Raw genomic sequence first — 23708 nt, forward strand, 5'->3', positions numbered from 1 at the left:
GCGATCTTCGAAAGCATATTGATTTGAAGGCCATGGCAAGGCAATGGCGGCCGCCGCCATGGGCACATATTCTCCCGCCGCGTTGCAGCTTCGCCATTTCACTTTCTGCTAACGTTCCGGTAACCAAGTGGCTTTATCAATTCCGGCGCGGACGAAGGTCTGCCGGTTCCGGGTTCAGGTTTTGCGTACCGGTTCCGCTTTGATTTCCCGTCGATATCACCGGTCGATTGACAGAATGGCCGTTCGCACCTAGCCTTTTGTCAGGACCGGTGTTTCCGGCATCCGGGGTTGCCAAGGCTGTTATGTGTCCTGCATCGTGCGGACAGGTCTTGTTGTCTCCGGCCCGGTATCATCGGCAGTCCGGCATGAACAACCGGGGGACGCCTTTTCTACGAATCGTTCCCTTCATGACCAGCTGCTTCTGGCTTGCGATATCGCAATGATGCCGGTCCGTTTATCCTTTTCTTTCAGGTTCCTCATGACAGATAAAAACCGCTCCGTTTTCATTCTTGGCGGCGCGCGCTCCGGCAAGTCCCGTTTTGCCGAGGAACTTGCGGGCAATGCCGGCGGGCGTCTGCATTATCTGGCAACCGGCAGGGCATGGGACGATGAGATGCGCGATCGCATCGACCATCATCAGGCGCGGCGCGGCGAGGAATGGACCACCCACGAGGCACCGGTCGATATCGCCGCCGTGCTCGCGCGGCTCGACGGGCCGGACAATGTCATCCTCATCGATTGCCTGACCTTGTGGCTCACCAATCTCATGATGGAAGAGGCCGACATAGAGACGGCGTTCGCCGCACTCGAGGCAGCGATCGCTTCGACGAAGTCGAAGCTGATTGTCGTCTCCAACGAGGTCGGTCTTGGTATCGTGCCGGAAAACCGAATGGCGCGAGAGTTTCGCGATCATGCCGGCCGCCTGCACCAGCGTGTTGCTGCCGTGGTCGGCGAGGTCTATTTCGTTGCGGCGGGATTGCCCCTGAAGATGAAGGGCTGAAGCACCCGTTCTTTTTTTGCTCCAACGCAATTGTTTTCGCTAGACCCCGGCGCGGTTTTGCCGGCGCTGCGACAGCTTGGCTTTCTTGATCTGGATCAAGGTGGCTTCCCCCCGCCGGTGGCAATGCTCCAACCGACGCAAAGGCCCGTTTCCGCTTCGTAAAGCGCGCCGTGCCTTTCGTCGGTCGGCTTGCACGTTGGGGGAAACCAACAATGAATTACACGTTAGAAACCGCGATCGTGGCCCTCGGGGCCTTTCTCGCGTTGCTTGGGGCGGCTTTCGCCCATGACAGTCTTTTCGCGGCCCATATGTGGGTGCTGTTCTTTACACTGCTGGTCAGCACGGTGCTTCTGCTGCGCCGTGTCTCCTTCGCGCCTGTCGATCCGGCCGCGCGTGCCCGCCTCAAGTCGGAATATTTCGACGAGGTGGTGAAATACGGCGTCGTCGCCACCGTGTTCTGGGGCGTCGTCGGTTTTCTGGTCGGTGTCGTGGTGGCGCTTCAGCTCGCCTTTCCCGATCTTAACATCGCACCCTATTTCAACTTCGGCCGGATGCGGCCGCTGCACACCTCTGCGGTGATCTTCGCTTTCGGGGGAAATGCGCTGATCGCGACGTCATTTTATGTCGTGCAGAGAACCTGTCGCGCGCGCCTGTTTGGCGGCAATCTCGGCTGGTTCGTCTTCTGGGGCTATAATCTCTTCATTGTCATGGCCGCCACCGGTTATCTGCTCGGTATCACGCAGGGTCGTGAATATGCCGAGCCGGAATGGTATGTCGATATCTGGCTGACCATCGTCTGGGTCGCCTATCTCGTCACCTTCCTCGGTACGATCCTGATGCGCAAGGAGCCGCATATCTATGTGGCGAACTGGTTCTACCTCTCCTTCATCGTCACCATTGCCATGCTGCATATCGTCAACAATCTGGCGGTGCCCGTGTCCTTCCTCGGGGTCAAAAGCTACTCGGCTTTCTCGGGCGTGCAGGATGCGCTGACGCAATGGTGGTACGGCCACAACGCCGTCGGGTTCTTCCTCACCGCCGGCTTCCTCGGCATGATGTATTATTTCATTCCGAAGCAGGTGAACCGCCCGGTCTATTCCTACCGACTGTCGATCATCCACTTCTGGGCGCTGATCTTCATGTACATCTGGGCCGGTCCGCACCACCTGCATTATACGGCGCTGCCGGACTGGGCGCAGACGCTCGGCATGGTGTTCTCGATCATGTTGTGGATGCCGTCCTGGGGCGGGATGATCAACGGCCTGATGACGCTTTCGGGTGCGTGGGACAAGATCCGCACCGATCCCATCGTGCGCATGATGGTGATGGCGGTGGCCTTCTATGGCATGGCGACCTTCGAGGGGCCGATGATGTCGATCAAGGCCGTCAACTCGCTCAGCCACTATACCGACTGGACCATCGGCCACGTACATTCGGGCGCACTCGGCTGGAACGGCATGATCACCTTCGGCGCGATCTATTACCTGACGCCAAAACTCTGGGGCAGGGACCGTCTCTACAGCCTGCAACTGGTCAACTGGCACTTCTGGCTCGCCACGCTCGGCATCGTCATCTACGCCGCCGTCATGTGGGTGGCCGGTATCCAGCAGGCGCTGATGTGGCGCGAATACGATAGCCAGGGCTTCCTCGTCTATTCCTTCGCGGAATCGGTCGCGGCCCTGTTCCCCTATTACGTAATGCGTGCGCTGGGCGGCCTGATGTTCCTCAGCGGGGCACTGATCATGGCCTACAACGTCACGATGACCATCCTCGGTCATCAACGCGAGGAGGGCGTCCGCAACGACGCCGCACCTTCGCTGCAGCCTGCCGAATAAGGAGGGGTCGATGTCAATACTCGACAAACACGGCGTCATCGAACGCAACGCCACGCTGCTTCTGGTCGGCTCGCTGCTGGTCGTCTCGATTGGCGGCATCGTGGAAATCGCACCGCTCTTCTATCTCGAAAACACCATCGAGAAAGTGGAAGGCATGCGGCCCTACACGCCGCTGGAACTGGCCGGGCGCAACATCTACATCCGCGAAGGATGTTACGTCTGCCACAGCCAGATGATCCGGCCGTTCCGCGACGAGGTGGAGCGTTACGGGCACTATAGTCTGGCGGCGGAATCCATGTACGACCATCCGTTCCAGTGGGGTTCCAAGCGCACGGGCCCCGATCTTGCCCGCGTCGGTGATCGCTATTCGAACGAATGGCATGTGCAGCATCTGGCCGATCCGCGCTCCGTGGTGCCGGAATCGATCATGCCGTCCTACGCGTTCCTCAAGACAACGCCGCTGAAGATTACGGATATCTCGATGGAGCTGAAGGCGAACCGCGCTGTCGGTGTGCCTTACAGCGATGAGATGATCGAGAAGTCCGCAGTCGATCTTGCCGCCCAGGCCGATCCGAACGCGGATACGACCGAGCTTCTAGCGCGCTATCCCAAGGCCAAGGTCGGTGATTTCGATGGTGATCCGGCCAAGCTCACCGAAATGGATGCGCTGGTCGCCTATCTGCAGATGCTCGGCACGCTGGTCGATTTCTCGACCTATGACGATGCCGCCGGATATCGGTGAGGAGGCGAAACGATGGAAACCTACACGGCCATGCGCCACTTCGCCGACAGTTGGGGCCTACTTGCCATGACCCTGTTCTTCGCCGGTGTCGTCGTTTTTACCCTTCGTCCCGGATCGAAAAAAGCCGCGGACGATGCCGCCAGCATTCCGCTTAAGGAGGACTAGGATATGTCCGAAAAACACATCGATGACATCAGCGGCGTCGAAACCACCGGCCACGAATGGGACGGTATTCGCGAGCTGAACAATCCCATGCCGCGCTGGTGGGTCTGGACCTTTTATTTCACGATCCTCTGGGCAATCGGTTACACCATTGCCTATCCGGCTTACCCGCTGATCAGTGGTGCGACGCAGGGGCTGCTCGGCTGGAGCAGCCGTGGCGAGATCGCCGCCGATATGGCTGACGCGAAGCAGGCGCAGAGTGTCTATGCCGACAGGATCGCCAGTTCCTCGCTTGCCGAGATCGAGGCCGACCCGACGCTACGGCAATTTGCTTTGTCTGGTGGCGCCGCTGCCTTCAAGGTCAATTGCATCCAGTGTCACGGTTCGGGCGCTGAAGGCGGGCAGGGTTATCCCAACCTCAACGACGACGACTGGATGTGGGGTGGCAGTGTCGAGGACATCTATACGACGGTAAAGCACGGTATTCGTTTTGCCGACGACCCCGATACGCGTCTGTCGGAAATGCCGGCCTTCGGCGACATCCTCAAGTCAGACGAAATCCGCGAAGTCGCCGCCTATGTGGTCAGCCTGACGGGCAAGCCTTCCAATCCCGCGCTGGTGGAACCCGGCAAGCAGGTCTTCGCCGATAATTGCGCTTCGTGCCATGGCGATGACGCCAAGGGCAACCGCGAGTTCGGTGCGCCCAACCTTGCCGATGCCATCTGGCTGAAAGCTAATGGCGAGCAGGGGATCGTCGCGCAGATACGTTCGCCCAAGCACGGCGTCATGCCCGCCTGGGGCGCGCGGCTTGGCGATACGACCGTCAAGCAGCTTGCGATCTTCGTGCATTCGCTGGGTGGTGGTGAGTGAAGCACGCGGAATGTAAAGAAGGGGCGCCGAGGAGGCGCCCTTTTTTATTGTTTAGATCAGGCGTTTTCCGCCCGTCCATCCGGATATTCGGCAGGTCCTTTCAACTCGATCTTGTTGCCGAAAGGATCACGCAAATAGAACGAATGTCCCATTCCTCTCGCACCCCCGTGAAAGGCTTCCTGTTCTATCGTAACGTTAAATTTCGCCAGATGTGCGCGAAGCGCGTCATGGTTCAGAGGACCGGTCGCTATGCAGATGTGATCGACATTACGTCCTCCGGCGACCGGCGGAGCAGCTTTTGTGCCACCGGGGTGTGTGACATCCCACAGTACGATCAAGGCATTTCCGCACCAGACTTGTTCCATCCCGAGAGCAGGGTAGGAGTAACCATCCCTGCACCCAAGCACGTTCCGGTAAAAATCAAGCGCCCGCATCATGTCGTCGACGATGAAGACGACATGATCGATGCCGACCAACGAAAAAGGCGGCGTAGTCAAAGTCATGGGGGGCTCCTGCCGATCAGCTTTTCGACCAGACGGCCAGTTCATAGCCGTCCGGATCAGTGAAGTGAAAGCGCCGTCCGCCCGGAAATTCGAAAAGCGGCATGCTGATCTGTCCGCCGGCTGCCTCGACGCGCCGTTGCATATCCTCGATATCGGCGGCGTAGAGAATGACAAGCGGCCCGCCCTTGGCAGAGACCGGTGCGGTGGTGGTGAAACCGCCGGTCAGCCGGCCGTCGGAAAATTCGCAATATTGTGGACCATAATCCTTGAAGGACCAGCCGAAAGCGCCACCGTAAAATTCCTTGCTGCGCTCGATATCGGTCACATTGAATTCGACGTAATCGATCCGCCGGTCGTTGGTATTGGTGGTCATCGTTTTCTCCATCATTCCGTTTCGAGCAGTGACTTCAATGTTTCGAGGTCTGCCCGGACCATTTGCGCATCCCGTTCGAAATCTTCGTCCGTCATGCCCGGAAGGCGAAGCAGCGTGAAGCTTACTTCAGCGCCGCTGCCATTCGGCGTCACCCGCAGCGCGTTATAGACCTTCAGGCCATCGGGCAATGTGACGACATGGTCTACCACGCCGAATTCGTTTGTCGGCGCGAAATTGACGCGCACTTCACCAAGCGGACCGCCATCGGCGATCCAGTCTTCGCCGTCCGCTTTGAGGCCACCCGCAAGACCGGCGGCCCAACGTGGCATGGTCTGCGGATCGGATGTGAAATCATAGACATGGCTCCACGGTTTTTCGACCGACAGATGAATGATTCTCGACTGCATGACAGGCATTTCATCCTCCCCGTTCAGGTGCAGGCCCCCGCTCCAGTGTAAGGCCCTTGCTGCGCCACTTTGTCTTCACTTGATGTAAGTCAAGGATGTTTTGCCGGTGAGATGGGAGAAAGCAAGGAGATAAAAACGGACTCCTTAACATGAACATCTATCCCGCCGGACAGGACCGCCCGCAACAGCCCGTCGAAAGGCTGGAAGCGGAAGCCGTCAATTCCGCAAAGACGCGCAAGCCGCTTTATGAAGCGCGCAAGAAGATTTTTCCCAAGCGCGCCGAGGGCCGGTTCCGGCGGTTCAAGTGGCTGGTAATGCTCGTAACGCTCGGGATTTATTATCTGACGCCGTTCCTGCGCTGGGACAGGGGACCTTACGCGCCCGATCAGGCGGTGCTGATCGATATTGCCAACCGACGCTTTTATTTCTTCTTCATCGAGATATGGCCGCAGGAGTTCTTTTTCGTCGCGGGATTGCTGGTCATGGCGGGGCTGGGGCTGTTTCTCGTCACCTCCGCCGTGGGGCGCGCATGGTGTGGTTACACCTGTCCGCAGACCGTCTGGGTGGATTTGTTTCTGGTCGTCGAGCGGGCGATCGAGGGCGACCGGAATGCCCGCATGAAGCTGGATGCCGCGCCCTTTACATTCGACAAGCTGCGCAAACGCGTCCTGAAACATGCGATCTGGCTGGTGATCGGCGTTCTGACCGGCGGCGCCTGGATCTTTTATTTTGCCGACGCGCCGACGCTGGCGATGGAGTTCATGACGGGGCAGGCGCCGATGATCGCCTATTCCACCGTCGCGATCCTCACCGCCACGACCTACGTTTTCGGCGGGCTGATGCGAGAGCAGGTCTGCACCTATATGTGTCCCTGGCCGCGTATTCAGGCGGCGATGCTGGATGAGAATTCGCTGGTCGTGACCTATAATGATTGGCGCGGCGAACCACGTTCTCGGCATGCAAAAAAGGCAGCCGCGGCAGGGGAGAGCATCGGCGATTGCGTCGATTGCAACGCCTGCGTGGCGGTCTGTCCCATGGGCATCGACATCAGAGACGGGCAGCAGCTGGAATGTATCACCTGCGCGCTCTGCATCGACGCCTGTGATGGGGTGATGGACAAGATCGGCAAGCCGCGAGGGCTGATCGCCTATGCAACGCTGTCCGAATACCAGTCCAACATGGCGCTTGCGACCGACAACGGCCGGCACGCGATCCGTCCCGCCAATGTGCGCGAGGAGGACGGCAGTTTCAAAAACAGCATTCGCCATTTCGACTGGCGCATCGTCTTTCGCCCGCGCACGCTTCTTTACACGGCGATCTGGGCTGCCGTCGGCATCGGCCTGTTGGTGGCGCTGGTGACGCGCGAGCGGCTGGCGCTCAATGTGCTGCATGACCGCAATCCGCAATATGTGCTGGAATCGAACGGGTCGATCCGCAACGGTTATACCGTACGCATCCTCAATATGGTGCCGCAACCGCGCACGATAAGTCTGACGATCGAGGGTATTCCGAATGCGGTGATGAAGATCAACGGCATGCCGGACGCAGCCGCGCGCGCCTTCGAAGTGACGGTGGAGCCGGACGAGGCGACGACGCTGAAGGTCTTCGTCACCCTGCCGGGCGGGGATGTGGCGCGGGCTGCGGAAAATTTCGAATTCATCGTCAGCGATACGGGTGGCCATGAAACGGCCCGTTACGATGCCGTCTTCAACGCTCCGGGAGTGAAAAAATGACAACGACCAATCGCCAGACGTCCGGCTTTGTTTTCACTGGCTGGCATATGCTGGGCGTGATGGTGCTGTTCTTCGGAACCATCATTACCGTCAACATGGTGATGGCGTGGAATGCCGTTACCAGCTGGAGCGGGTTGGTGGTGCCCAATACCTACGTCGCCAGCCAGCAGTTCAACGCCAAGGCCGAGGCCGCCAAGGCAAGGGCTGCGACCGGCATCAAGGGCAGGCTGGTGGTGGATGAAAAAACCGTGCGCTACGAAGTGTTTCATCCCGATACCGGTCCTGTGGATACGGACACGGTAACGGCACATTTCCGCCGTCCGGTCGGCGAGCACCAGAATTTCGACATGGAACTGACGCCGGTTTCCACCGGTGCCTTCACGGCCAAGCACGACATGTTGCCAGGCCAGTGGATCGTCGAGGTCACCGCCGTCAAGGACGGCAGGATCATTGTGCATGAGGGCACGCGGATCGCGGTCATCCGGGGGCGAAAATGAGTTGCTGCGCACCCGGAACGGAAGGATCGCTTCAACTTGGCGAGCCGGTTAACCCGCCATCATCAGAGGAGCTGATGCTGGCAAGCCGCGATCTGGGGCAGGGGTTGCGCCAGACCGATCTCAGCGTGCCCGGCGTTTATTGCGGCGCCTGCATTACCACCGTTGAGACCGCGCTCCGCCGTCTGCCGCAAGTGGAGCAGGCGCGCGTGAACCTGTCCTCCAAACGGGTGGCGATTGTCTGGAGGGAGGAGATCGACGGCATCAGAACAGACCCCGCCGACCTCGCCCGTGCCATTCTGTCGACGGGATATTCCACGCATCTTTTCGCGAGTGGACAGGATGCCTCGGACGCGTTGCGCTCGCAACTGATCCGGGCGGTGGCACTCTGCGGCTTTGCTTCCGCCAATATCATGCTGCTGTCTGTCTCCGTCTGGTCCGGGGCCGATGCGGCGACGCGCGACATGTTTCACTGGATTTCGGCGCTGATCGCCGCGCCGGCGCTGATCTATGGCGGTCGCTTCTTTTACCAGTCGGCGTGGAATGCGCTGAAGCATGGCCGCACCAATATGGATGTGCCGATTGCGCTCGCCATCACGCTCTCTTACGCAATCTCGCTGTGGGAGACCATTCATCATGGCGAACATGCGTGGTTCGATGCGACCGTGTCGCTGCTGTTCTTCCTGCTGATTGGCCGCACGCTTGACCATATCATGCGTGACAGGGCGCGTTCGGCCATTGCGGGCCTGGCCCGGCTTTCACCACGCGGCGCAACCGTTATCGGTGAGGACGGGACGCGGGAATATCGTCCGCTTGGCGATGTCCAGCCCGGCATGGCGATAGCAATTGCCGCCGGTGACCGCGTGGCCGTAGATGCGATGGTCATCAGCGGCAGCAGCGATCTCGACATGTCCATCGTCAACGGCGAAAGCGCGCCGCGCCGGGTAGAGGCGGGTGATCTGCTTCAGGCCGGTACGCTCAATCTCACCGGTTCATTGACCGCACGAGTAACCGCATCGGCAAAGGATTCGTTTCTTTCGGAAGTGATCGGGCTGATGGAAGCGGCAGAAGGCGGAAGGGCGCGTTACCGGCGCATCGCCGACCGCGCCGCGAGCTATTATTCGCCCGTCGTGCATCTTCTTGCTCTCGTGACCTTCCTCGGTTGGGGCATTTTTGGCGGTGACTGGAAGCAGGCTATGCTGATTGCGATTGCGGTTCTCATCATCACCTGCCCCTGCGCGCTTGGTCTCGCCGTTCCGGTGGTGCAGGTGGTGGCGGCAGGGCGGCTCTTCCGGCATGGCATCATGGTCAAGGAAGGTTCGGCGATGGAGCGACTGGCCGAAATCGACACCGTGCTATTCGACAAGACGGGCACCCTGACGGTTGGAAAACCTCGGCTGGTGGAAACCGGCGACGTGAAACCCGCAACTATGGCGATTGCGGCTGGCCTCGCCGCCCATTCGCGCCACCCGCTGTCTAAAGCTTTGTATGCCACCTATGCCGGAATTTTACCGGTCTACGACGCGGTGCAAGAAATTCCCGGTTCCGGCGTCGAGGCTCTGACGGCGGCGGGAACATACCGGCTCGGCAACCGCCGGTTTGCTTGTCCGCAAGATACACTGCCGGAAGATGGCGATGCGCGGTCGGAAGTGGTGCTCTCCCTCGACGGTCGGCATCTGGCGACGTTCGGTTTCGAAGACAATCCGCGTCCCGGCGCAGTGCAGGCACTGCGTGATCTTTCTGCGCGGGGATTGGTGCAGGAAATCGTGTCCGGCGACCGTGCAGCCGCGGTCAAAGCCATGGCACAGCGTCTGGGGATCGGTAAATGGAACGCGGACCTGTCGCCGAAAGACAAGGCGGGGCGGTGTGCGGCGCTGGCGAGTGAGGCACGCAAGGTGCTGATGGTGGGCGACGGCATCAACGACGCCCCGGCGCTTGCCGCAGCCCACGTTTCCACGGCGCCTGCCACCGCCGCCGATATCGGCCGGCAGGCTGCCGATTTCGTGTTCATGCATGAGGATCTCGACGCTGTTCCTTTCGCGATAGAGACGTCGTGCCGGGCCGGGCGGCTCATCCGGCAGAACTTCGCCCTTGCCATCGGCTACAACATCATCGCCGTGCCGATTGCGATTGCCGGTTATGCGACGCCGATGATCGCTGCCATCGCCATGTCGACATCGTCGCTGATCGTCGTTGCCAATGCCCTGCGCCTTGCGGGAGCGGCCGAGCCCGTTTCAAAGAACGAAGCGGTGATGACGGGATTTGCGGGCGAGGGGGCGCAACCGGCATGAACATGCTGATCTATCTCATTCCCGTCGCCCTGTTTCTCGGTGCGCTCGGGCTTTTCGCCTTCTTGTGGTCGGTGCGATCAGGGCAATATGAGGATATGGATGGGGCCGCCTGGCGGGCGCTGGACGATGGCGATGACAGGCCCCGGCCTTCATAAGACAAAAAAGGCGCGGTTTCCGTTTCGAGCCTGCTTCGACCTTATACAAATATGCAAAGCTGATTTGCGTCATCAAAATTTAATCGTTTCAGTCGCCCTCAGCCTTGCCGTTTGGTGATTACAGTGCCACAACACGACCACCTAAAAGCAAGATGGAGGCACATCCGTGGAACAGGCAGAAATCGGTTTGATCGGTCTCGGCGTCATGGGCTCGAACCTGGCGTTGAACATCGCGGAAAAGGGCAACAAGATTGCCGTATTCAACCGAACCCCTGAAGCGACGAAAAAATTCTACGCCGAAGCTGGGGAATTGCAGGGTCAGTTGATCCCTTGCGAAACCATCGAGGAATTCGTCGCCGCCATTCGCCCTCCGCGCCCGATCATCATCATGATCAAGGCCGGCGATCCGGTAGACCAGCAGATGGAAATCCTTAAACCCCATCTGGCAAACGGCGACATTATGATCGACGCCGGCAACGCCAACTTCCGTGATACGATCCGCCGTTTCGACAATCTGAAGGACAGCGGCCTGACCTTTATCGGCATGGGCGTATCCGGCGGTGAAGAAGGTGCGCGTCACGGACCGTCGATCATGGTCGGCGGTACCGAAGATAGCTGGAAGCGCGTCGAAAAGGTGCTGACCTCCATTTCCGCCAAGTACAATGACGATCCGTGCGTGGCATGGCTCGGCAATGACGGCGCTGGCCATTTCGTCAAGACCATCCATAACGGCATCGAATATGCCGACATGCAGATGATCGCCGAAATCTACGGCATCCTGCGTGACGGCCTGAAGATGAGCGCCGTCGAAATCGCTGACGTGTTCGCCGAATGGAACAAGGGCCGCCTGAACTCCTACCTGATCGAAATCACCGAGAAGGTTCTGCGCGCCGCCGATCCGATCACCGGCAAGCCGATGGTCGATCTGATCCTCGACAAGGCCGGCCAGAAGGGCACCGGCAAGTGGTCGGTCATCGAGGCGCAGAACATGGGCGTCGCCGCAACCGCCATCGAGGCGGCCGTGGCTGCCCGCATTCTCTCCTCGCAGAAGGACGAGCGCGAAGCTGCCGAGAAGATCTTCGGCCTGCCGACCGTCGCAGCAACGCCCGCTGACAAGAAGGCCTTCATCGCCGATCTGGAAAGCGCGCTTCTGGCCGCCAAGGTTGGTGCTTACGCACAGGGCTTCGCGATCATGTCTGCCGCATCGAAGGAGTTTAACTGGAACCTGCCGATGCCGACCATTGCCCGCATCTGGCGCGCCGGTTGCATCATCCGCTCGGAATTCCTCGATGAGATCACCTCGGCCTTCACCAAGGATCCGCATGTAGCCAACCTCATCGTGACGCCTGCCTTCTCCGGCATCGTCAAGGACACCGACGCTGCTCTGCGCCGTGTGGTTTCCTACGCGGTTCTGTCGGGTCTGCCGGTTTCGGCACTCGCTTCGGCGCTTGGTTACTTTGACGCCTATCGCCGCGCCCGCGGCAGCGCCAACCTCATCCAGGCGCAGCGCGACTTCTTTGGCGCGCATGGTTTCGAACGCACCGACGGCGTCGACAAGCCGCACGGCCCATGGGGCAGCGGCGCCGACATTTTCTGATCGGCTGAAACGATAAACGACAAAAGGCCCGCGCAAGCGGGCCTTTTCATTTCATCCGATGACTTCACTCAGCGAGTGGCAGCGAGGCCGACGATCAGGCCGCTGACGGCGTTGATGAGCAGGAACTGGTTGTCGACGCGCACCCAGCGCTGGTCACGGCGCGGCTCGGCAAGACGGTAGCGGCGATAATCGCGGCGGTCGACAAAATGACGACGCTCTGCCGGCGAAAGGCGCTGACCGCGATCCCAGCGATGCTTCTTGATGATGACCTTTTTCGTATGCATCTGACGATCGATGGTGACGCCGCGATGGCGATCGTCGTAACGGCTTTGTGCCTGAGCCAACGGAGCTGCGAGAACGGTGGCGGCCAGAAGAATGGTGACGAACTTTTTCATGGAAGTCTCCTCTCGTGTTTCGATGAGGAGAATTTACGAATAAACGAATGAACGGAAACTGAACTTAAAATTACATTTATGTAATGGTTGTTAATGGTTAGGTGCGGACGTTAATCTTTCAGTTGGAGATTTCGTGTCGTGTTATAGGGTGGTCAGGCCGCCCGGTGGAAACCGGCCGGCCTGTTTCAAACATCAAACGCGCTCAGCAGATTTTGCCCAGAGGTTGATATCCGCGTCCTTGGCGTAACGGTCGATTTCGGCCAGTTCCTCGGCAGAGAAATCGGCATTGTCGAGCGCCTTCACGCAATCTTCCACCTGTTCGACACGGCTTGCGCCGATGAGCGCCGAGGTGATGCGACCGCCACGCAGTACCCAGGCAATCGCCATCTGCGCCAGCGTCTGGCCGCGCCGCTCGGCAATGCGGTTGAGCGCGCGAATGTTTTCGACGTTGCGCTCGTTGAGGAAGGCCGGGTTGAGGGATTTGCTCTGCGACGCACGGCTGCCTTCCGGCACGCCGCCGAGATATTTCGTGGTGAGCATGCCCTGTGCCAGTGGCGAAAACACGATGGAGCCGATGCCCAGCTCTTCCAGCGTATCGACCAGACCATCTTCCTCGATCCAGCGGTTGATCATCGAGTAGCTCGGCTGGTGGATGATGCAGGGCGTGCCAAGATCCTTCAGGATGGCGGCGGCCTCGCGGGTGCGTTTCGAGTTGTAGGACGAAATGCCGACATAAAGCGCCTTGCCGGAGCGCACGATCTGGTCCAGCGCACCGCAGGTTTCCTCAAGCGGCGTGTTGGGGTCGAAACGGTGGGAATAGAAGATATCGACGTAATCCAGCCCCATGCGCTTCAAGCTCTGGTCGCAGGACGAGATCAGATATTTGCGGCTGCCCCATTCGCCGTAAGGACCCGGCCACATGTTGTAACCGGCCTTGGACGAGATGATCATTTCGTCGCGGTATCCGGCAAAATCCGTTTTCAGGATTTCACCGAAGGCGGTTTCCGCGCTGCCGGGCGGCGGGCCGTAATTGTTGGCGAGATCGAAATGGGTAATGCCGAGATCAAAGGCGCGACGGCAAATGGCCTGTTTCGTCTGGTGCGGCGTGTCATTGCCAAAATTGTGCCAGAGCCCCAGCGAGATCGCCGGCAGCTTCAGGCCGGTCTTTCCGCAATGATTGTATTTCATGGATGTGTATCGGTTTTCGGCCGGTTGCCAAACCATGGGTCTTCCTCCACTTGCTGATGAATGGTTGCCGGAGAACCCGGCAAACTTTTAAAAGATGAGGGCAGGCGTGACGTCGCCTGCCGTTTCAAGAAGGATGGTTAAGCCTTTCGCCGCATGGTTTCAATGCGAGGATTGGCAGGTATGAAGATCGAAGATGCGGAACTGCGGCTGTCCGCTGTCCGTCTTCGGGGTGAAAATAATGCGGCGCGTCTCGCCGGCGGCGAGATCGAACAGGTTGTCGGAATAACGTCCGGGCTGATCGGCCTCCAGCATGACAAAGAGGGCAAGACCGGCGGCCGTGACATCGATTTCGAACTGGCCGTTTTTCAACGACTTGACGGTGAATGTCAGTCCGGCAGGTTGAAGCTCCAGCGCCTTGTAGGTGTCGCGTACATGATGGCCTTCGCCGGTCATGCCGTTGGAGGCGATGAAGTTCCACGCAAGCACGGAGCCTTCCGGCAGGGTGTCCATGTCGATTTCGGTCAGTGTCGCAGCCTTGTCCGTTACGCATGTGCCATTGGCGGATTTCAGCGGGACGCGGTTGCCCTCCATGGTGAGCGCGACGATGTTCATGTCGATCTCGACATCTTCCGCCGTGTCATTGACCATGGAGAAACTCAACCGGCGCCCGTCTTCCGAGGGAATGGCGGAAACCGAGACCGGCTGGAAAAACCGGCGGGCGGCATAATGCAGCGCCTTCCAGCCGCCGCCATAATCGAGGCTCGACCAGGAGGCGACCGGCCAGGTGTCATTGAGCTGCCAGTAAAGCGTTCCCATGCAATGGGGTTTCAGCGAGCGCCAGTAATCGACAGCCGTGCGGATGGCTAACGCCTGCTGAACCTGGCTGAGATAGACGAAATTTTCGAAATCCTTCGGGAAGCGGAAATAGCGGAACATAGTCCCGGCGATCCGCTCGTTGCCGCCGACATTCTTCTGGTGCAACTCGATCACCGGGGAGGCGATATTCATGTCCTTGTCTTCCGCATAGGTGCGGATGACCGGCATGGAGGTATAGGACTGGAAACCGAATTCGGAGCAGAAGCGCGGCTTCACCGAACGGTAATTGTCGAACGATTTGTTCTCGTGCCAGACGGACCAATAGTGCATGTCGCCGGAACCATCCGCATGCCAGGCATCACCATAATCGAGATAACCCGAAGCCGGGCTGGAAGGCCACCAGAGCGCTTCGGGGGCGGCTTTTTTCAGCGCCTTTTCGATGGTGCGGTTGAGGCGGTCGTAAGCCACGAGATAACGGTCGCGGTTGTTACGGGGCTCATCGAACCAGGTCAGCGCGCCCACCAGCTCGTTGTCGCCGCACCAGAGCGCGACCGACGGGTGCGAGGACAGGCGTTTCACTTGATAGTCGACCTCGTGTTCGACATTGTCGAGAAAGTCCTCGCTGCAGGGGTACAGGTTGCAGGCGAACATGAAATCCTGCCAGACCAGAAGGCCGAGACGGTCGCAGAGATCGTAAAACCAGTCTTCCTCATAAAAACCGCCGCCCCAGACGCGGATCATGTTCATGTTGGCTTCGACCGCCGAACATAAGAGGTCTTCGGTCTTTTCCCGGCTCGTCAGCGAATAGAGCGCATCGGCGGGAATCCAGTTGGCGCCCCGGCAGAAGATTTCCCGGCCGTTGATGCGGAAGGCGAAGCGGCTGCCGGCCTCATCCTTGTCCGTCAGAAGTTCGATGGTCCTGAAGCCGATCTTGCGGGTGACGGTTTCATCCGGCAAATCCACTGTCAGTGTGTAGAGCGTCTGTTCGCCGCTGCCCGCCGGCCACCAGAGTGCGGGATTTTCCACGAAGAAGACATGACGCACCACCGTCTCACCGGCACCAACGCCGCAATCGAGCCGCAGCCTGTCATCGTTGAGCGAAAGATAGAGCGGCAGGCTTGCCGGGCCTTCGGCAAACAGCGTGACGGCCACATGCAACTCGACGCCACCCTCGACATGGTGCTGCGAGGTGACGACATGTTCGACGCGGGCGGTATCGAGGCGCTTCAGCAGGATTTTGCCGTAGAGGCCGAGCGGCGCAATGGCGATATTCCAGTCCCAGCCGAAATGGCATTGCGGCTTGCGCAGCATGTTGCCATTGGCAATCGGCGAATTGCCTTCGTGGTATGGAATGTAAAACGGTTGACGCGCCTGCCGCTCCGCACCGGCGGTGATGTTGGAATGGAAATGGATGCGAATGGTGTTTTCACCAGGTCGCACGGCGCGCGAGATATCGGGACGGTAACGGCGGAAGCAATTGTCGGAGCTTAGGACTGGCACATCGTTGACGAAGATGATGGCGACGGTATCGAGATAGTCGATATCGAGATACCAGCTGGCATCGGCGTCATCGAGAATGAATGTCCGCTCAATGATCCAGTCCCGCTGCGCGACCCATTGCACCGCGTTTTCATTGGCGCCGTGATAGGGATCGGGGATGATGCCCGCATTTTTGAGTGCACTGTGGATGTCACCCGGAACGGGCATGTCGGTCGCATGGTCTCCTTCCACCGACGCCAGGCGCCAGAGCCCGGCCAGATCGATGACGGTTTCGGGCGTGGAAGAAGAAATCATGATCGGACCCTGCATATATGAATTCACTGGATGAGCCGGCATTATGATGCAGGCTTGTGTCAGAATCTGGGGAAGACGGATGCCCGCAAACCGGCCTCGGCCCGGTTCACTCGGCTTTTCTGTCTCCTCCCTCCGGCAACGTTACCGTAAAACAATCGTTCCGTCATGCCTTCGGGATGAAACTTCCAGCGCAAAAAGTGGAAGCAGGTATCATCCAAGACCCGTAGAGTTGATCAATCTCAATTCGTTTTTATTTTATAATTTAATATCAGTTATTTGATATAGTTTTTTAATCTCATAAATAAAGATTATCGCAGCTCCAAAACAGACATTTCGCAGGGTCGACTGATCTGGCGCGCGACCCAACCGCGAGCGATATTTTTTCTGACCTATATCGTTATAGCGAAAATGACCGAACACCGGATCCGGCTCAGCAGCCACCGGCGACGTTTGCCTTTGCAAGAGGGTAAAAGCTATCTATGATTATCGTTCGGTAAAGCGTGGCGAAATGACATGAACGATACTGGGAAATCCGGCAGGGGCGAAGTACCCGCAACGATGGGCGAGCGCCCGACCTTGAAGACCATCGCCTATATGACGGGTCTTGGCATTACCACCGTGTCGCGGGCGCTGAAGGATGCACCTGACATCGGCGCCGAAACCAAGGAGCGCGTGCGGCTGATCGCCCAACAGATCGGCTACCAGCCGAACCGGGCGGGTGTGCGCCTTCGCACCGGCAAGACCAATGTGATTGCGCTGGTGCTGAGCGTCGACGAGGAGTTGATGGGTTTCACCAGCCAGATGGTGTTCGGCATCACCGAGGTCCTGTCGGCGACGCAATATCACCTCGTCGTCACCCCTCATACCCATGTCAAAGATTCCATGGTGCCGATCCGCTACATTCTGGAGACCGGCTCGGCGGACGGTGTCATCATCTCGAAGATCGAGCCGAACGATGCACGCGTCCGTCTGATGACGGAGCGCAACATGCCGTTCGTCACCCACGGGCGGTCGGATATGGGCATCGAGCATGCCTATCATGATTTCGACAATGAGACTTATGCCTATGAGGCTGTGCAGCGGCTGGCGCAATTGGGGCGAAAGAGGATCGCAATCATCGTGCCGCCATCGCGGTTTTCGTTCCACGACCACGCCCGCAGGGGGTTCAATCGGGGGATAAGGGATTTCGGCGTTTCCGAATTCCCGCTGGATACCATCACAATCGAGACACCGCTCGACCAGATCCGTGATTTCGGTCAGCGCATGATGCAATCGGACGATCGTCCCGATGGCATTGTCTCGATCAGCGGCAGCAGCACGATTGCGCTTGTCGCGGGTTTCGAGGCCGCAGGCGTCAGGATCGGCGAAGATATAGACATTGTATCGAAACAATCCGCCGAGTTTCTGAACTGGATCCAGCCGCAAATCCATACCGTCAACGAGGACATCAAGCTTGCGGGCAGGGAGCTTGCCAAGGCTTTGCTGGCCCGCATCAACGGTGCGCCGCCGGAAACGCTGCAGAGCATCAACCGTCCGGTCTGGTCCCCAATGGCGCCGAAGCCGTAAACGGCGTATCGCATCCGCGGATCAGGACAGGCAGTTCTTCAGCGAACCGGCAATGCCGCGCATCAGCTGAAAATAAAGATCGGGGCCAGGCGTCAGCGTTGCCGCTTCAGGATCGAGCGTTGCCGATTTCGCCGCCGTACCCTCGGTGATGACCGAGACCAGCTTCGGCTCGAATTGCGGTTCGGCGAAAACGCAGGTCGCGCCAAGCTGGCGAACTTTTTCCTGCATCTGTTTGACGCGATCCGCGCCGGGCAGGGTTTCGGGGCTGACGGTGATCGATCCCGCCGTTCTCACGCCGTAACGGTGCTCGAAATATTGATAGGCGTCGTGGAAGACGATGAAGGGCTTGTCCTTTACCGGTTTCACCGTTTCCGCCAGCTCGGTGTCGAGCGCATCGAGATCGTCGATCAGTTTTTTCGTATTGGCCTGATAGGTCTCGGCATTGCCGGCATCGGCAGCAATCAGTGCGGTTTCGATCGTCTGGGCCATGGCCTTGGCATTGGCCGGATCGAGCCAAAGATGGGTGTCGTATGCGCCGTGTTCGTGGTCGCCGTCATCATGCGCATGATCGTGTCCATGATCGTGAGCGCCTTCGCCGTCCGTGTGGCCGGCATGTTCCCCATGGCTTTCTTCGCCATGGTCATGCGCTTCGAAAGGGCCGCCTTCGCGGAAGGGAAGCTTTTCCAGCCCCTTGGCGTCTTCCAGTTCCACGACAGTTGCCTTGCTGGTCAGCGCCTCCAGCGGCTTCTGCAGGAAGGCTTCCAGTCCCGGTCCGACCCAGAAGACCAGATCGGCCTTTTCCAGCGTGCGCGCATTGGAGGGCCGCAGATTATAGGTATGTGGGGAGGCGGCACCATCGACGATGAGTTGCGGTTCGCCGACGCCGCGCATGATCGCCGCGACCAGGGAATGGACAGGCTTGATCGAGACCACGACATTGGGCGCGGCTGTGGCGCCGGAGGCCGCCGCCGCTATTGCGACCGACGCCATGAGCGGGATCACGAACGATCTCATGAAATGCACTCCACTTGAAGAAGTATAGTTATGTTATTACATTTATTGCGTAACTCTATAACGTATGCGATAGCGGTAATCAACATCGCCGATCGGACAATCCCATGCTTCATTCCGCCCACAAGGGCAACGAAATACTGGTTTCACTTGCCAATGCCGGCGTGCAGCGCAATGGCCGCTGGCTTGTGCGCGGCGTGGAGTTTTCCGTCAGCAAAGGCGAGATCGTCACGCTGATCGGGCCGAACGGTTCGGGCAAATCCACCAGTGCGAAAATGGCGATCGGCGTCTTGAAGCCGAACGAAGGCGAGGTGTCGCGTATTGCCGGTCTAAGGGTCGGTTACGTGCCACAGAAGCTTTCGGTCGACTGGACCATGCCGCTTTCGGTACGCCGGCTGATGACGCTGACCGGGCCGCTGCCCGCGCGCGAAATCGACGCCGCTCTGAACGCCACGGGCATCGCGCATCTGGCCAATGCGGAAGTACAGCATCTTTCCGGCGGCGAATTCCAGCGTGCGCTTCTCGCCCGCGCCATTGCGCGCAAGCCGGATCTGCTGGTTCTGGACGAACCCGTGCAGGGTGTCGATTTTTCCGGCGAGATCGCGCTTTATGAACTGATAAAAAATATCAGAAATTCAAGTAATTGCGGAATTTTGTTAATCTCACATGACCTGCATGTGGTGATGGCTGAGACAGACACCGTGATATGCCTGAACGGTCATGTCTGCTGCCGGGGAACACCGCAGATGGTGAGCCAGAGTCCCGAATATATGCGGCTGTTCGGTGGCGCTGCGGCCAAGGGCCTTGCCGTTTACAGCCACAATCACGATCACACCCATCTGCCCGATGGCCGGGTGCAGCATGCGGACGGTTCGGTGACTGAACATTGCCACCCCGATGACGGTCATCATCATCACGCGCATGATAATGAGCATCAGCATGACCACGGCGAATGCGGTTGCGGCCATGACCATGACCACGGCAATGACGGACATGCCACTTCAAACCAACAGCAGGGAGAGCGGCATGTTTGACGATTTCTTCGTTCGCGCCATGGTCGCTGGCATTGGTGTCGCGCTCACCGCCGGTCCCCTTGGCTGCTTCGTCGTCTGGCGACGCATGGCCTATTTCGGCGATACGATGGCCCATTCGGCTCTGCTTGGCGTCGCTTTGTCGCTGCTTTTGCAGCTCAACCTTATTGTCAGCGTCTTTCTGGTGGCGTCGGCCGTTTCGATCCTGCTGATTTTTCTGCAACGTCGGCAGGCGCTTTCTTCCGATGCGCTTCTCGGCATACTCTCCCATTCGGCACTGGCTATCGGTCTCGTCATCGTCGCCTTCATGAGTTGGGTGCGTATCGACCTCGTCTCGTTCCTGTTTGGTGATATTCTCGCCGTCACCCGCAGCGATATCGCGCTGATCTGGGGCGGTGGACTTGTGGTGCTAGTTTCCATGGTCTTCCTGTGGCGCTCGCTCTTGGCCTCTACCATCAATACCGAGTTGGCCGAGGCCGAGGGGCTGAACCCGGAACGCTCCAGGCTCATCTTCACGCTGTTGATGGCGCTTGTGATCGCCATTGCGATGAAGGTGGTCGGCATCATGCTGATCACATCGCTGCTCATCATACCGGCGGCGACCGCAAGACGTTTTTCCGCCACGCCCGAGGTGATGGCGGTGGTCGCCTCGCTGATCGGCGCGGTTGCCGTCGTCGGTGGCCTGTTCGGATCGCTGACCTACGACACGCCATCCGGCCCATCCATCGTGGTTGCCGCAGTGATCCTGTTCGTTATAAGCCTGTTGCCGGCGCCGGGTTTGTCCCGCTCCGCGAATGAAGGAGGCAAGTCATGAATGCGCAGAACCTTACCAAAAACCAGTCGCTGGTCATGAATGCCCTGTCGAATGCGCATGCGCCGCTCAGCGCCTATGTCATCCTCGACAAGCTGCGCGACGATGGTTTCCGCGCGCCGTTGCAGGTCTATCGGGCGCTGGAAAAGCTTGTCGAATACGGCCTTGTGCATCGGCTCGAGAGCCTCAACGCCTTTGTTGCCTGCACCCATACGCAGGCTGAATGCTGCTCGCACCATCACGGAACGGTGGCGTTTGCCATTTGCGATCCTGCGGGCAGGTGACCGAGTTCCACGATCACGAGATCGACCATCGCCTTGAGCGCTGGGTGAAGGACAGCAAGTTCAAGGCGGAAAAGACCACCATCGAAATTCGCGGCCTCTGTGCCGCCTGCGCGGCCTAGCGCCGTTTGTAGCGGGCGGGCATCGGTGCCCGCCATCCGTCATTTTTCGATGATCGCCAGATCTTTCGAAAAACGCTTCCAGTTCTCGATGTATTTTTCCGCCGAGCGGCGAAGGTCGGCGACAGCTTCGTCGTCCAGTGTTCTGATGGCTCTTGCCGGCGATCCGACGATCAGCGAGTTGTCCGGAAATTCCTTGCCTTCCGTCACCAGCGCATTGGCGCCGACAAGGCAGTTACGGCCGATCTTCGCGCCGTTCAGGATCGTTGCGCCCATGCCGACAAGCGAATTGTCACCGATGCTGCAGCCGTGCACGATGGCGTGGTGGCCGATGGTGCACATTTCGCCGATGACAGCTGCAAAACCTGGATCGCTATGCACCATCGCACCTTCCTGAATATTGGTGCCGCGCCCGACGCGGATCGGTTCGTTATCGCCGCGCAGGGTCGCGCCGAACCAGATGCCGACATCCTCACCGAGCGTCACCGAACCGATGACATTCGCATCCGGTGCTACCCAGTAGCGATCCGGCGCTGGGGTTTGCGGCACCCGGTCAGCAAGACGATAAAGCGGCATGGCGGGTTCCTCCCTCTGGATTATTCGCTGATGGCGATCAGGCGACGGTGACGGATAGGGTGCCGACACCCTCGACGCCACATTCGATCTTGTCACCGCGCACGATTGGGCCGACGCCAGCCGGCGTGCCGGTCATGATGACATCGCCGGCGGCAAGCGTGAACAATTTGGAAAGCTCGGCAATCACCTCCGGCACCTTCCAGATCATCTGGCCAAGATCACCCGTCTGCTTGCGTTCGCCATTGACATCGAGCCAGATCGCGCCCGTGGCAGGGTGGCCGATCTTTTCCGCCGGAACGATGGCGGAGACCGGCGCGGAATATTCAAACGCCTTGGCGCCTTCCCAGGAGCGGCCCATTTTCTTCAGGCCGTCCTGCAGATCGCGGCGTGTCATGTCGATGCCGACGGCGTAACCCCAGACGTGGCTCAGCGCTTCGCTTGCCGGAATATCTGCGCCGCCGCTTTTCAGCACCACGACACACTCGACTTCGTAATGCACATTCGACGACAGCGGCGGGTAGGGGAAATCCTGCCCCGCTGGCAACAGATTGTCCGGGTTCTTCTGGAAGTAGAAGGGCGGTTCGCGTGAGGGATCATGGCCCATTTCGATGGCGTGATCGGCATAATTGCGGCCGACGCAATAGACCCGCCGCACGGGGAACATATCGCTTGTGCCCTCCACGGGCAGAAGAACGGGTTTCGGAGCGGGGATGACGGTGGCGGCCATGGGATTTCCTGTCGTCTATTATTCTGGAGGTGCAAGTCTTGTCCCGCGATTCCGGGGCGATTTCCAGTTCAAAATGGCTTCGATTGCAAAACTGGCTTTTTGCGGTCCTTTGCTGTAGAAGCCGGCGCAAAGAGGTTAATCCATGTACAGACAAGCGCTTGCAAACGGCGAAAAAATCTTCGCCGTGGCCCCGATGATCGATTGGACCGATACGAGGTGTAGATTTCTGCACCGGCAATTGTCGAAGCGTGCGCTGCTGTATACCGAAATGATCGTCGCCGACGCCATTATTCATGGCCAGCGTGACAGGCTTCTCGGTTATCACGATCAGGAACATCCAGTGGCGCTGCAACTCGGCGGATCGGACCCCGTCAAGCTTTCGGAGGCGGTGCGGATCGCCGGCGATTACGGTTATGACGAGATCAACCTCAATGTCGGCTGCCCTTCGGACCGGGTGCAATCCGGCACCTTTGGTGCTTGCCTGATGCGCGAGCCAGAAGTGGTCGCGCAATGCGTGGTAGCGATGAAGGCCGTTGCAAAGGTGCCAGTCACGGTGAAATGCCGTATCGGGGTTGATGATCAGGAGCCGGAAGCCGTGCTGCCGGATTTTCTGGCGCGGGTTGTCGCGGCGGGCGCCGACGCGGTCTGGATCCATGCACGCAAGGCCTGGCTGCAGGGGCTTTCGCCGAAAGAAAATCGCGAAGTGCCGCCGCTCGATTATGAGCTCGTCTATCGCATGAAACGGGAGAACCCTGACGTCTTCATCGGCATCAATGGCGGCATCGCCGATCTCGATCAGGCGTGTGACCATCTGCAGCATATGGATGGCGTGATGCTTGGCCGCGCCGCCTATCACAACACATCCATCCTCGCCGATGTTGATCATCGCATCTATGGCGAAGAGGCCCGGCAACCGGACTGGATGGGGCTACGTGACGCCATGATGGCCTATGCCGCCGACTACATCGCTGCAGGCGGGCGTCTCAACCACGTTACCCGCCACATGGTTGGCCTGTTCCAGGGCATGCCCGGTGCGCGTCGTTTCCGGCAGATCCTTTCCAGCGACGCCACCCGGCCGGGCGCCGGAACCGAGGTGATCGAGGCGGCTTTCGCGGCTATCGATTTCAACCCGACGAAAGAGATGGCGGGCTGAGGCTGGCAACGGCCTTCGTTTGATTTTTCGTGCTGACAAAGTTGTGTCGGGCAGCGTTCCCGCGGGCGATGGAAAGCC

The 23708-nt window shown here is 59.1% G+C and carries 23 protein-coding genes and 1 pseudogene; 15 read left to right on the forward strand and 9 right to left on the reverse strand.

The genetic code is table 11. The features are described 5' to 3' along the window. Window positions 1-478 precede the first annotated feature (478 nt). The 5 genes from cobU (at window position 479) to ccoP (ending at window position 4609) form a co-directional block, all read left to right on the forward strand. Window positions 479-1000 carry a bifunctional adenosylcobinamide kinase/adenosylcobinamide-phosphate guanylyltransferase gene (cobU, locus tag RBH10_RS15095; protein ID WP_281036666.1) on the forward strand — a complete coding sequence of 174 codons (522 nt, stop codon included), beginning with the start codon at window positions 479-481 and terminating at the stop codon, window positions 998-1000. Between the two features lie 212 nt (window positions 1001-1212). Beyond that, entirely contained in the window at window positions 1213-2835 is a 1623-nt protein-coding gene (gene ccoN, locus RBH10_RS15100) for a cytochrome-c oxidase, cbb3-type subunit I (protein WP_281036665.1), read from the forward strand. A gap of 10 nt (window positions 2836-2845) precedes the next feature. Beyond that, window positions 2846-3577, forward strand: a complete 732-nt coding sequence (gene ccoO, locus RBH10_RS15105) for a cytochrome-c oxidase, cbb3-type subunit II (protein ID WP_045016328.1) — start codon at window positions 2846-2848, stop codon at window positions 3575-3577. 12 nt (window positions 3578-3589) lie between these two features. Beyond that, window positions 3590-3742, forward strand: coding sequence for a CcoQ/FixQ family Cbb3-type cytochrome c oxidase assembly chaperone (locus tag RBH10_RS15110; RefSeq protein WP_003502810.1), 153 nt, complete (start codon window positions 3590-3592; stop codon window positions 3740-3742). Between the two features lie 3 nt (window positions 3743-3745). Next, window positions 3746-4609, forward strand: a complete 864-nt coding sequence (gene ccoP, locus RBH10_RS15115) for a cytochrome-c oxidase, cbb3-type subunit III (RefSeq protein WP_281036664.1) — start codon at window positions 3746-3748, stop codon at window positions 4607-4609. A 56-nt stretch (window positions 4610-4665) separates the two neighbouring features. On the opposite strand, the gene RBH10_RS15120 is transcribed toward ccoP, so the two are convergent. The 3 genes from RBH10_RS15120 to RBH10_RS15130 are packed head-to-tail and all read right to left on the reverse strand — an operon-like array spanning window position 4666 to window position 5901. Then, entirely contained in the window at window positions 4666-5112 is a 447-nt protein-coding gene (locus tag RBH10_RS15120) for a VOC family protein (RefSeq protein WP_281036663.1), read from the reverse strand. A gap of 16 nt (window positions 5113-5128) precedes the next feature. Next, window positions 5129-5485 (reverse strand): VOC family protein, encoded by a 357-nt coding sequence (locus RBH10_RS15125; RefSeq protein WP_281036662.1) that lies wholly within the window; start codon window positions 5483-5485, stop codon window positions 5129-5131. Window positions 5486-5496: 11 nt separating this feature from the next. After that, entirely contained in the window at window positions 5497-5901 is a 405-nt protein-coding gene (locus tag RBH10_RS15130) for an SRPBCC family protein (protein WP_281036661.1), read from the reverse strand. A 140-nt stretch (window positions 5902-6041) separates the two neighbouring features. On the opposite strand from RBH10_RS15130, the gene ccoG reads away from it, so the two are divergent. The 5 genes from ccoG (at window position 6042) to gndA (ending at window position 12162) form a co-directional block, all read left to right on the forward strand. Beyond that, window positions 6042-7625, forward strand: a complete 1584-nt coding sequence (ccoG, locus tag RBH10_RS15135) for a cytochrome c oxidase accessory protein CcoG (protein ID WP_281036660.1) — start codon at window positions 6042-6044, stop codon at window positions 7623-7625. Further along, window positions 7622-8122 carry a FixH family protein gene (locus RBH10_RS15140; RefSeq protein ID WP_281036659.1) on the forward strand — a complete coding sequence of 167 codons (501 nt, stop codon included), beginning with the start codon at window positions 7622-7624 and terminating at the stop codon, window positions 8120-8122. The genes ccoG and RBH10_RS15140 overlap by 4 nt, the downstream gene beginning before the upstream one ends. Then, on the forward strand, window positions 8119-10410 hold the full coding sequence (locus tag RBH10_RS15145) for a cation-translocating P-type ATPase (RefSeq protein ID WP_281036658.1): 2292 nt from the start codon (window positions 8119-8121) through the stop codon (window positions 10408-10410). Before RBH10_RS15140 ends, RBH10_RS15145 begins: the two co-directional genes overlap by 4 nt. Further along, window positions 10407-10565 (forward strand): cbb3-type cytochrome oxidase assembly protein CcoS, encoded by a 159-nt coding sequence (ccoS, locus tag RBH10_RS15150; RefSeq protein ID WP_003515291.1) that lies wholly within the window; start codon window positions 10407-10409, stop codon window positions 10563-10565. The genes RBH10_RS15145 and ccoS overlap by 4 nt, the downstream gene beginning before the upstream one ends. A 166-nt stretch (window positions 10566-10731) precedes the next feature. Beyond that, window positions 10732-12162 carry an NADP-dependent phosphogluconate dehydrogenase gene (gene gndA, locus RBH10_RS15155; protein ID WP_281036657.1) on the forward strand — a complete coding sequence of 477 codons (1431 nt, stop codon included), beginning with the start codon at window positions 10732-10734 and terminating at the stop codon, window positions 12160-12162. Between the two features lie 68 nt (window positions 12163-12230). On the opposite strand, the gene RBH10_RS15160 is transcribed toward gndA, so the two are convergent. The 3 genes from RBH10_RS15160 to RBH10_RS15170 form a co-directional block, all read right to left on the reverse strand. Further along, the gene (locus RBH10_RS15160; protein ID WP_281036656.1) at window positions 12231-12557 is read right to left on the reverse strand and encodes an RcnB family protein; all 327 of its coding nucleotides are present in this window, start codon (window positions 12555-12557) and stop codon (window positions 12231-12233) included. A gap of 192 nt (window positions 12558-12749) precedes the next feature. Next, entirely contained in the window at window positions 12750-13781 is a 1032-nt protein-coding gene (gene mgrA, locus RBH10_RS15165) for an L-glyceraldehyde 3-phosphate reductase (RefSeq protein WP_281036655.1), read from the reverse strand. A 123-nt stretch (window positions 13782-13904) separates the two neighbouring features. Next, window positions 13905-16370 (reverse strand): glycoside hydrolase family 2 protein, encoded by a 2466-nt coding sequence (locus RBH10_RS15170; RefSeq protein WP_281036654.1) that lies wholly within the window; start codon window positions 16368-16370, stop codon window positions 13905-13907. Window positions 16371-16868: 498 nt separating this feature from the next. On the opposite strand from RBH10_RS15170, the gene RBH10_RS15175 reads away from it, so the two are divergent. Then, a complete protein-coding gene (locus RBH10_RS15175; RefSeq protein ID WP_281036653.1) occupies window positions 16869-17921 on the forward strand; it encodes a LacI family transcriptional regulator in 1053 nt (350 codons plus the stop codon). 21 nt (window positions 17922-17942) lie between these two features. On the opposite strand, the gene znuA is transcribed toward RBH10_RS15175, so the two are convergent. Next, window positions 17943-18935 (reverse strand): zinc ABC transporter substrate-binding protein ZnuA, encoded by a 993-nt coding sequence (znuA, locus tag RBH10_RS15180; RefSeq protein ID WP_281036652.1) that lies wholly within the window; start codon window positions 18933-18935, stop codon window positions 17943-17945. Between the two features lie 104 nt (window positions 18936-19039). On the opposite strand from znuA, the gene znuC reads away from it, so the two are divergent. The 3 genes and pseudogenes from znuC to zur all read left to right on the forward strand — a co-directional run bounded on the left by znuC (window position 19040) and on the right by zur (window position 21177). Continuing rightward, a complete protein-coding gene (znuC, locus tag RBH10_RS15185; RefSeq protein WP_281036651.1) occupies window positions 19040-19966 on the forward strand; it encodes a zinc ABC transporter ATP-binding protein ZnuC in 927 nt (308 codons plus the stop codon). Beyond that, window positions 19899-20777 carry a zinc ABC transporter permease subunit ZnuB gene (znuB, locus tag RBH10_RS15190; RefSeq protein ID WP_372339805.1) on the forward strand — a complete coding sequence of 293 codons (879 nt, stop codon included), beginning with the start codon at window positions 19899-19901 and terminating at the stop codon, window positions 20775-20777. Before znuC ends, znuB begins: the two co-directional genes overlap by 68 nt. After that, a pseudogene (gene zur, locus RBH10_RS15195) lies at window positions 20774-21177 on the forward strand (zinc uptake transcriptional repressor Zur). The gene znuB and the pseudogene zur overlap by 4 nt, the downstream one beginning before the upstream one ends. 39 nt (window positions 21178-21216) lie before the next feature. Here zur and RBH10_RS15200 read toward each other — a convergent pair. Continuing rightward, a complete protein-coding gene (locus RBH10_RS15200; RefSeq protein ID WP_281036649.1) occupies window positions 21217-21750 on the reverse strand; it encodes a gamma carbonic anhydrase family protein in 534 nt (177 codons plus the stop codon). A gap of 37 nt (window positions 21751-21787) precedes the next feature. Continuing rightward, window positions 21788-22477: a fumarylacetoacetate hydrolase family protein gene (locus RBH10_RS15205; protein ID WP_281036648.1), complete on the reverse strand. Its 690-nt coding sequence runs from the start codon at window positions 22475-22477 to the stop codon at window positions 21788-21790. Window positions 22478-22619: 142 nt separating this feature from the next. Between RBH10_RS15205 and dusA the strand changes: the two genes are divergently transcribed. Then, window positions 22620-23630: a tRNA dihydrouridine(20/20a) synthase DusA gene (dusA, locus tag RBH10_RS15210; RefSeq protein ID WP_281036647.1), complete on the forward strand. Its 1011-nt coding sequence runs from the start codon at window positions 22620-22622 to the stop codon at window positions 23628-23630. Window positions 23631-23708: the final 78 nt, after the last annotated feature.

The organism is Rhizobium sp. AN73, from assembly GCF_030757975.1.
Lineage (GTDB): Bacteria > Pseudomonadota > Alphaproteobacteria > Rhizobiales > Rhizobiaceae > Agrobacterium > Agrobacterium arsenijevicii.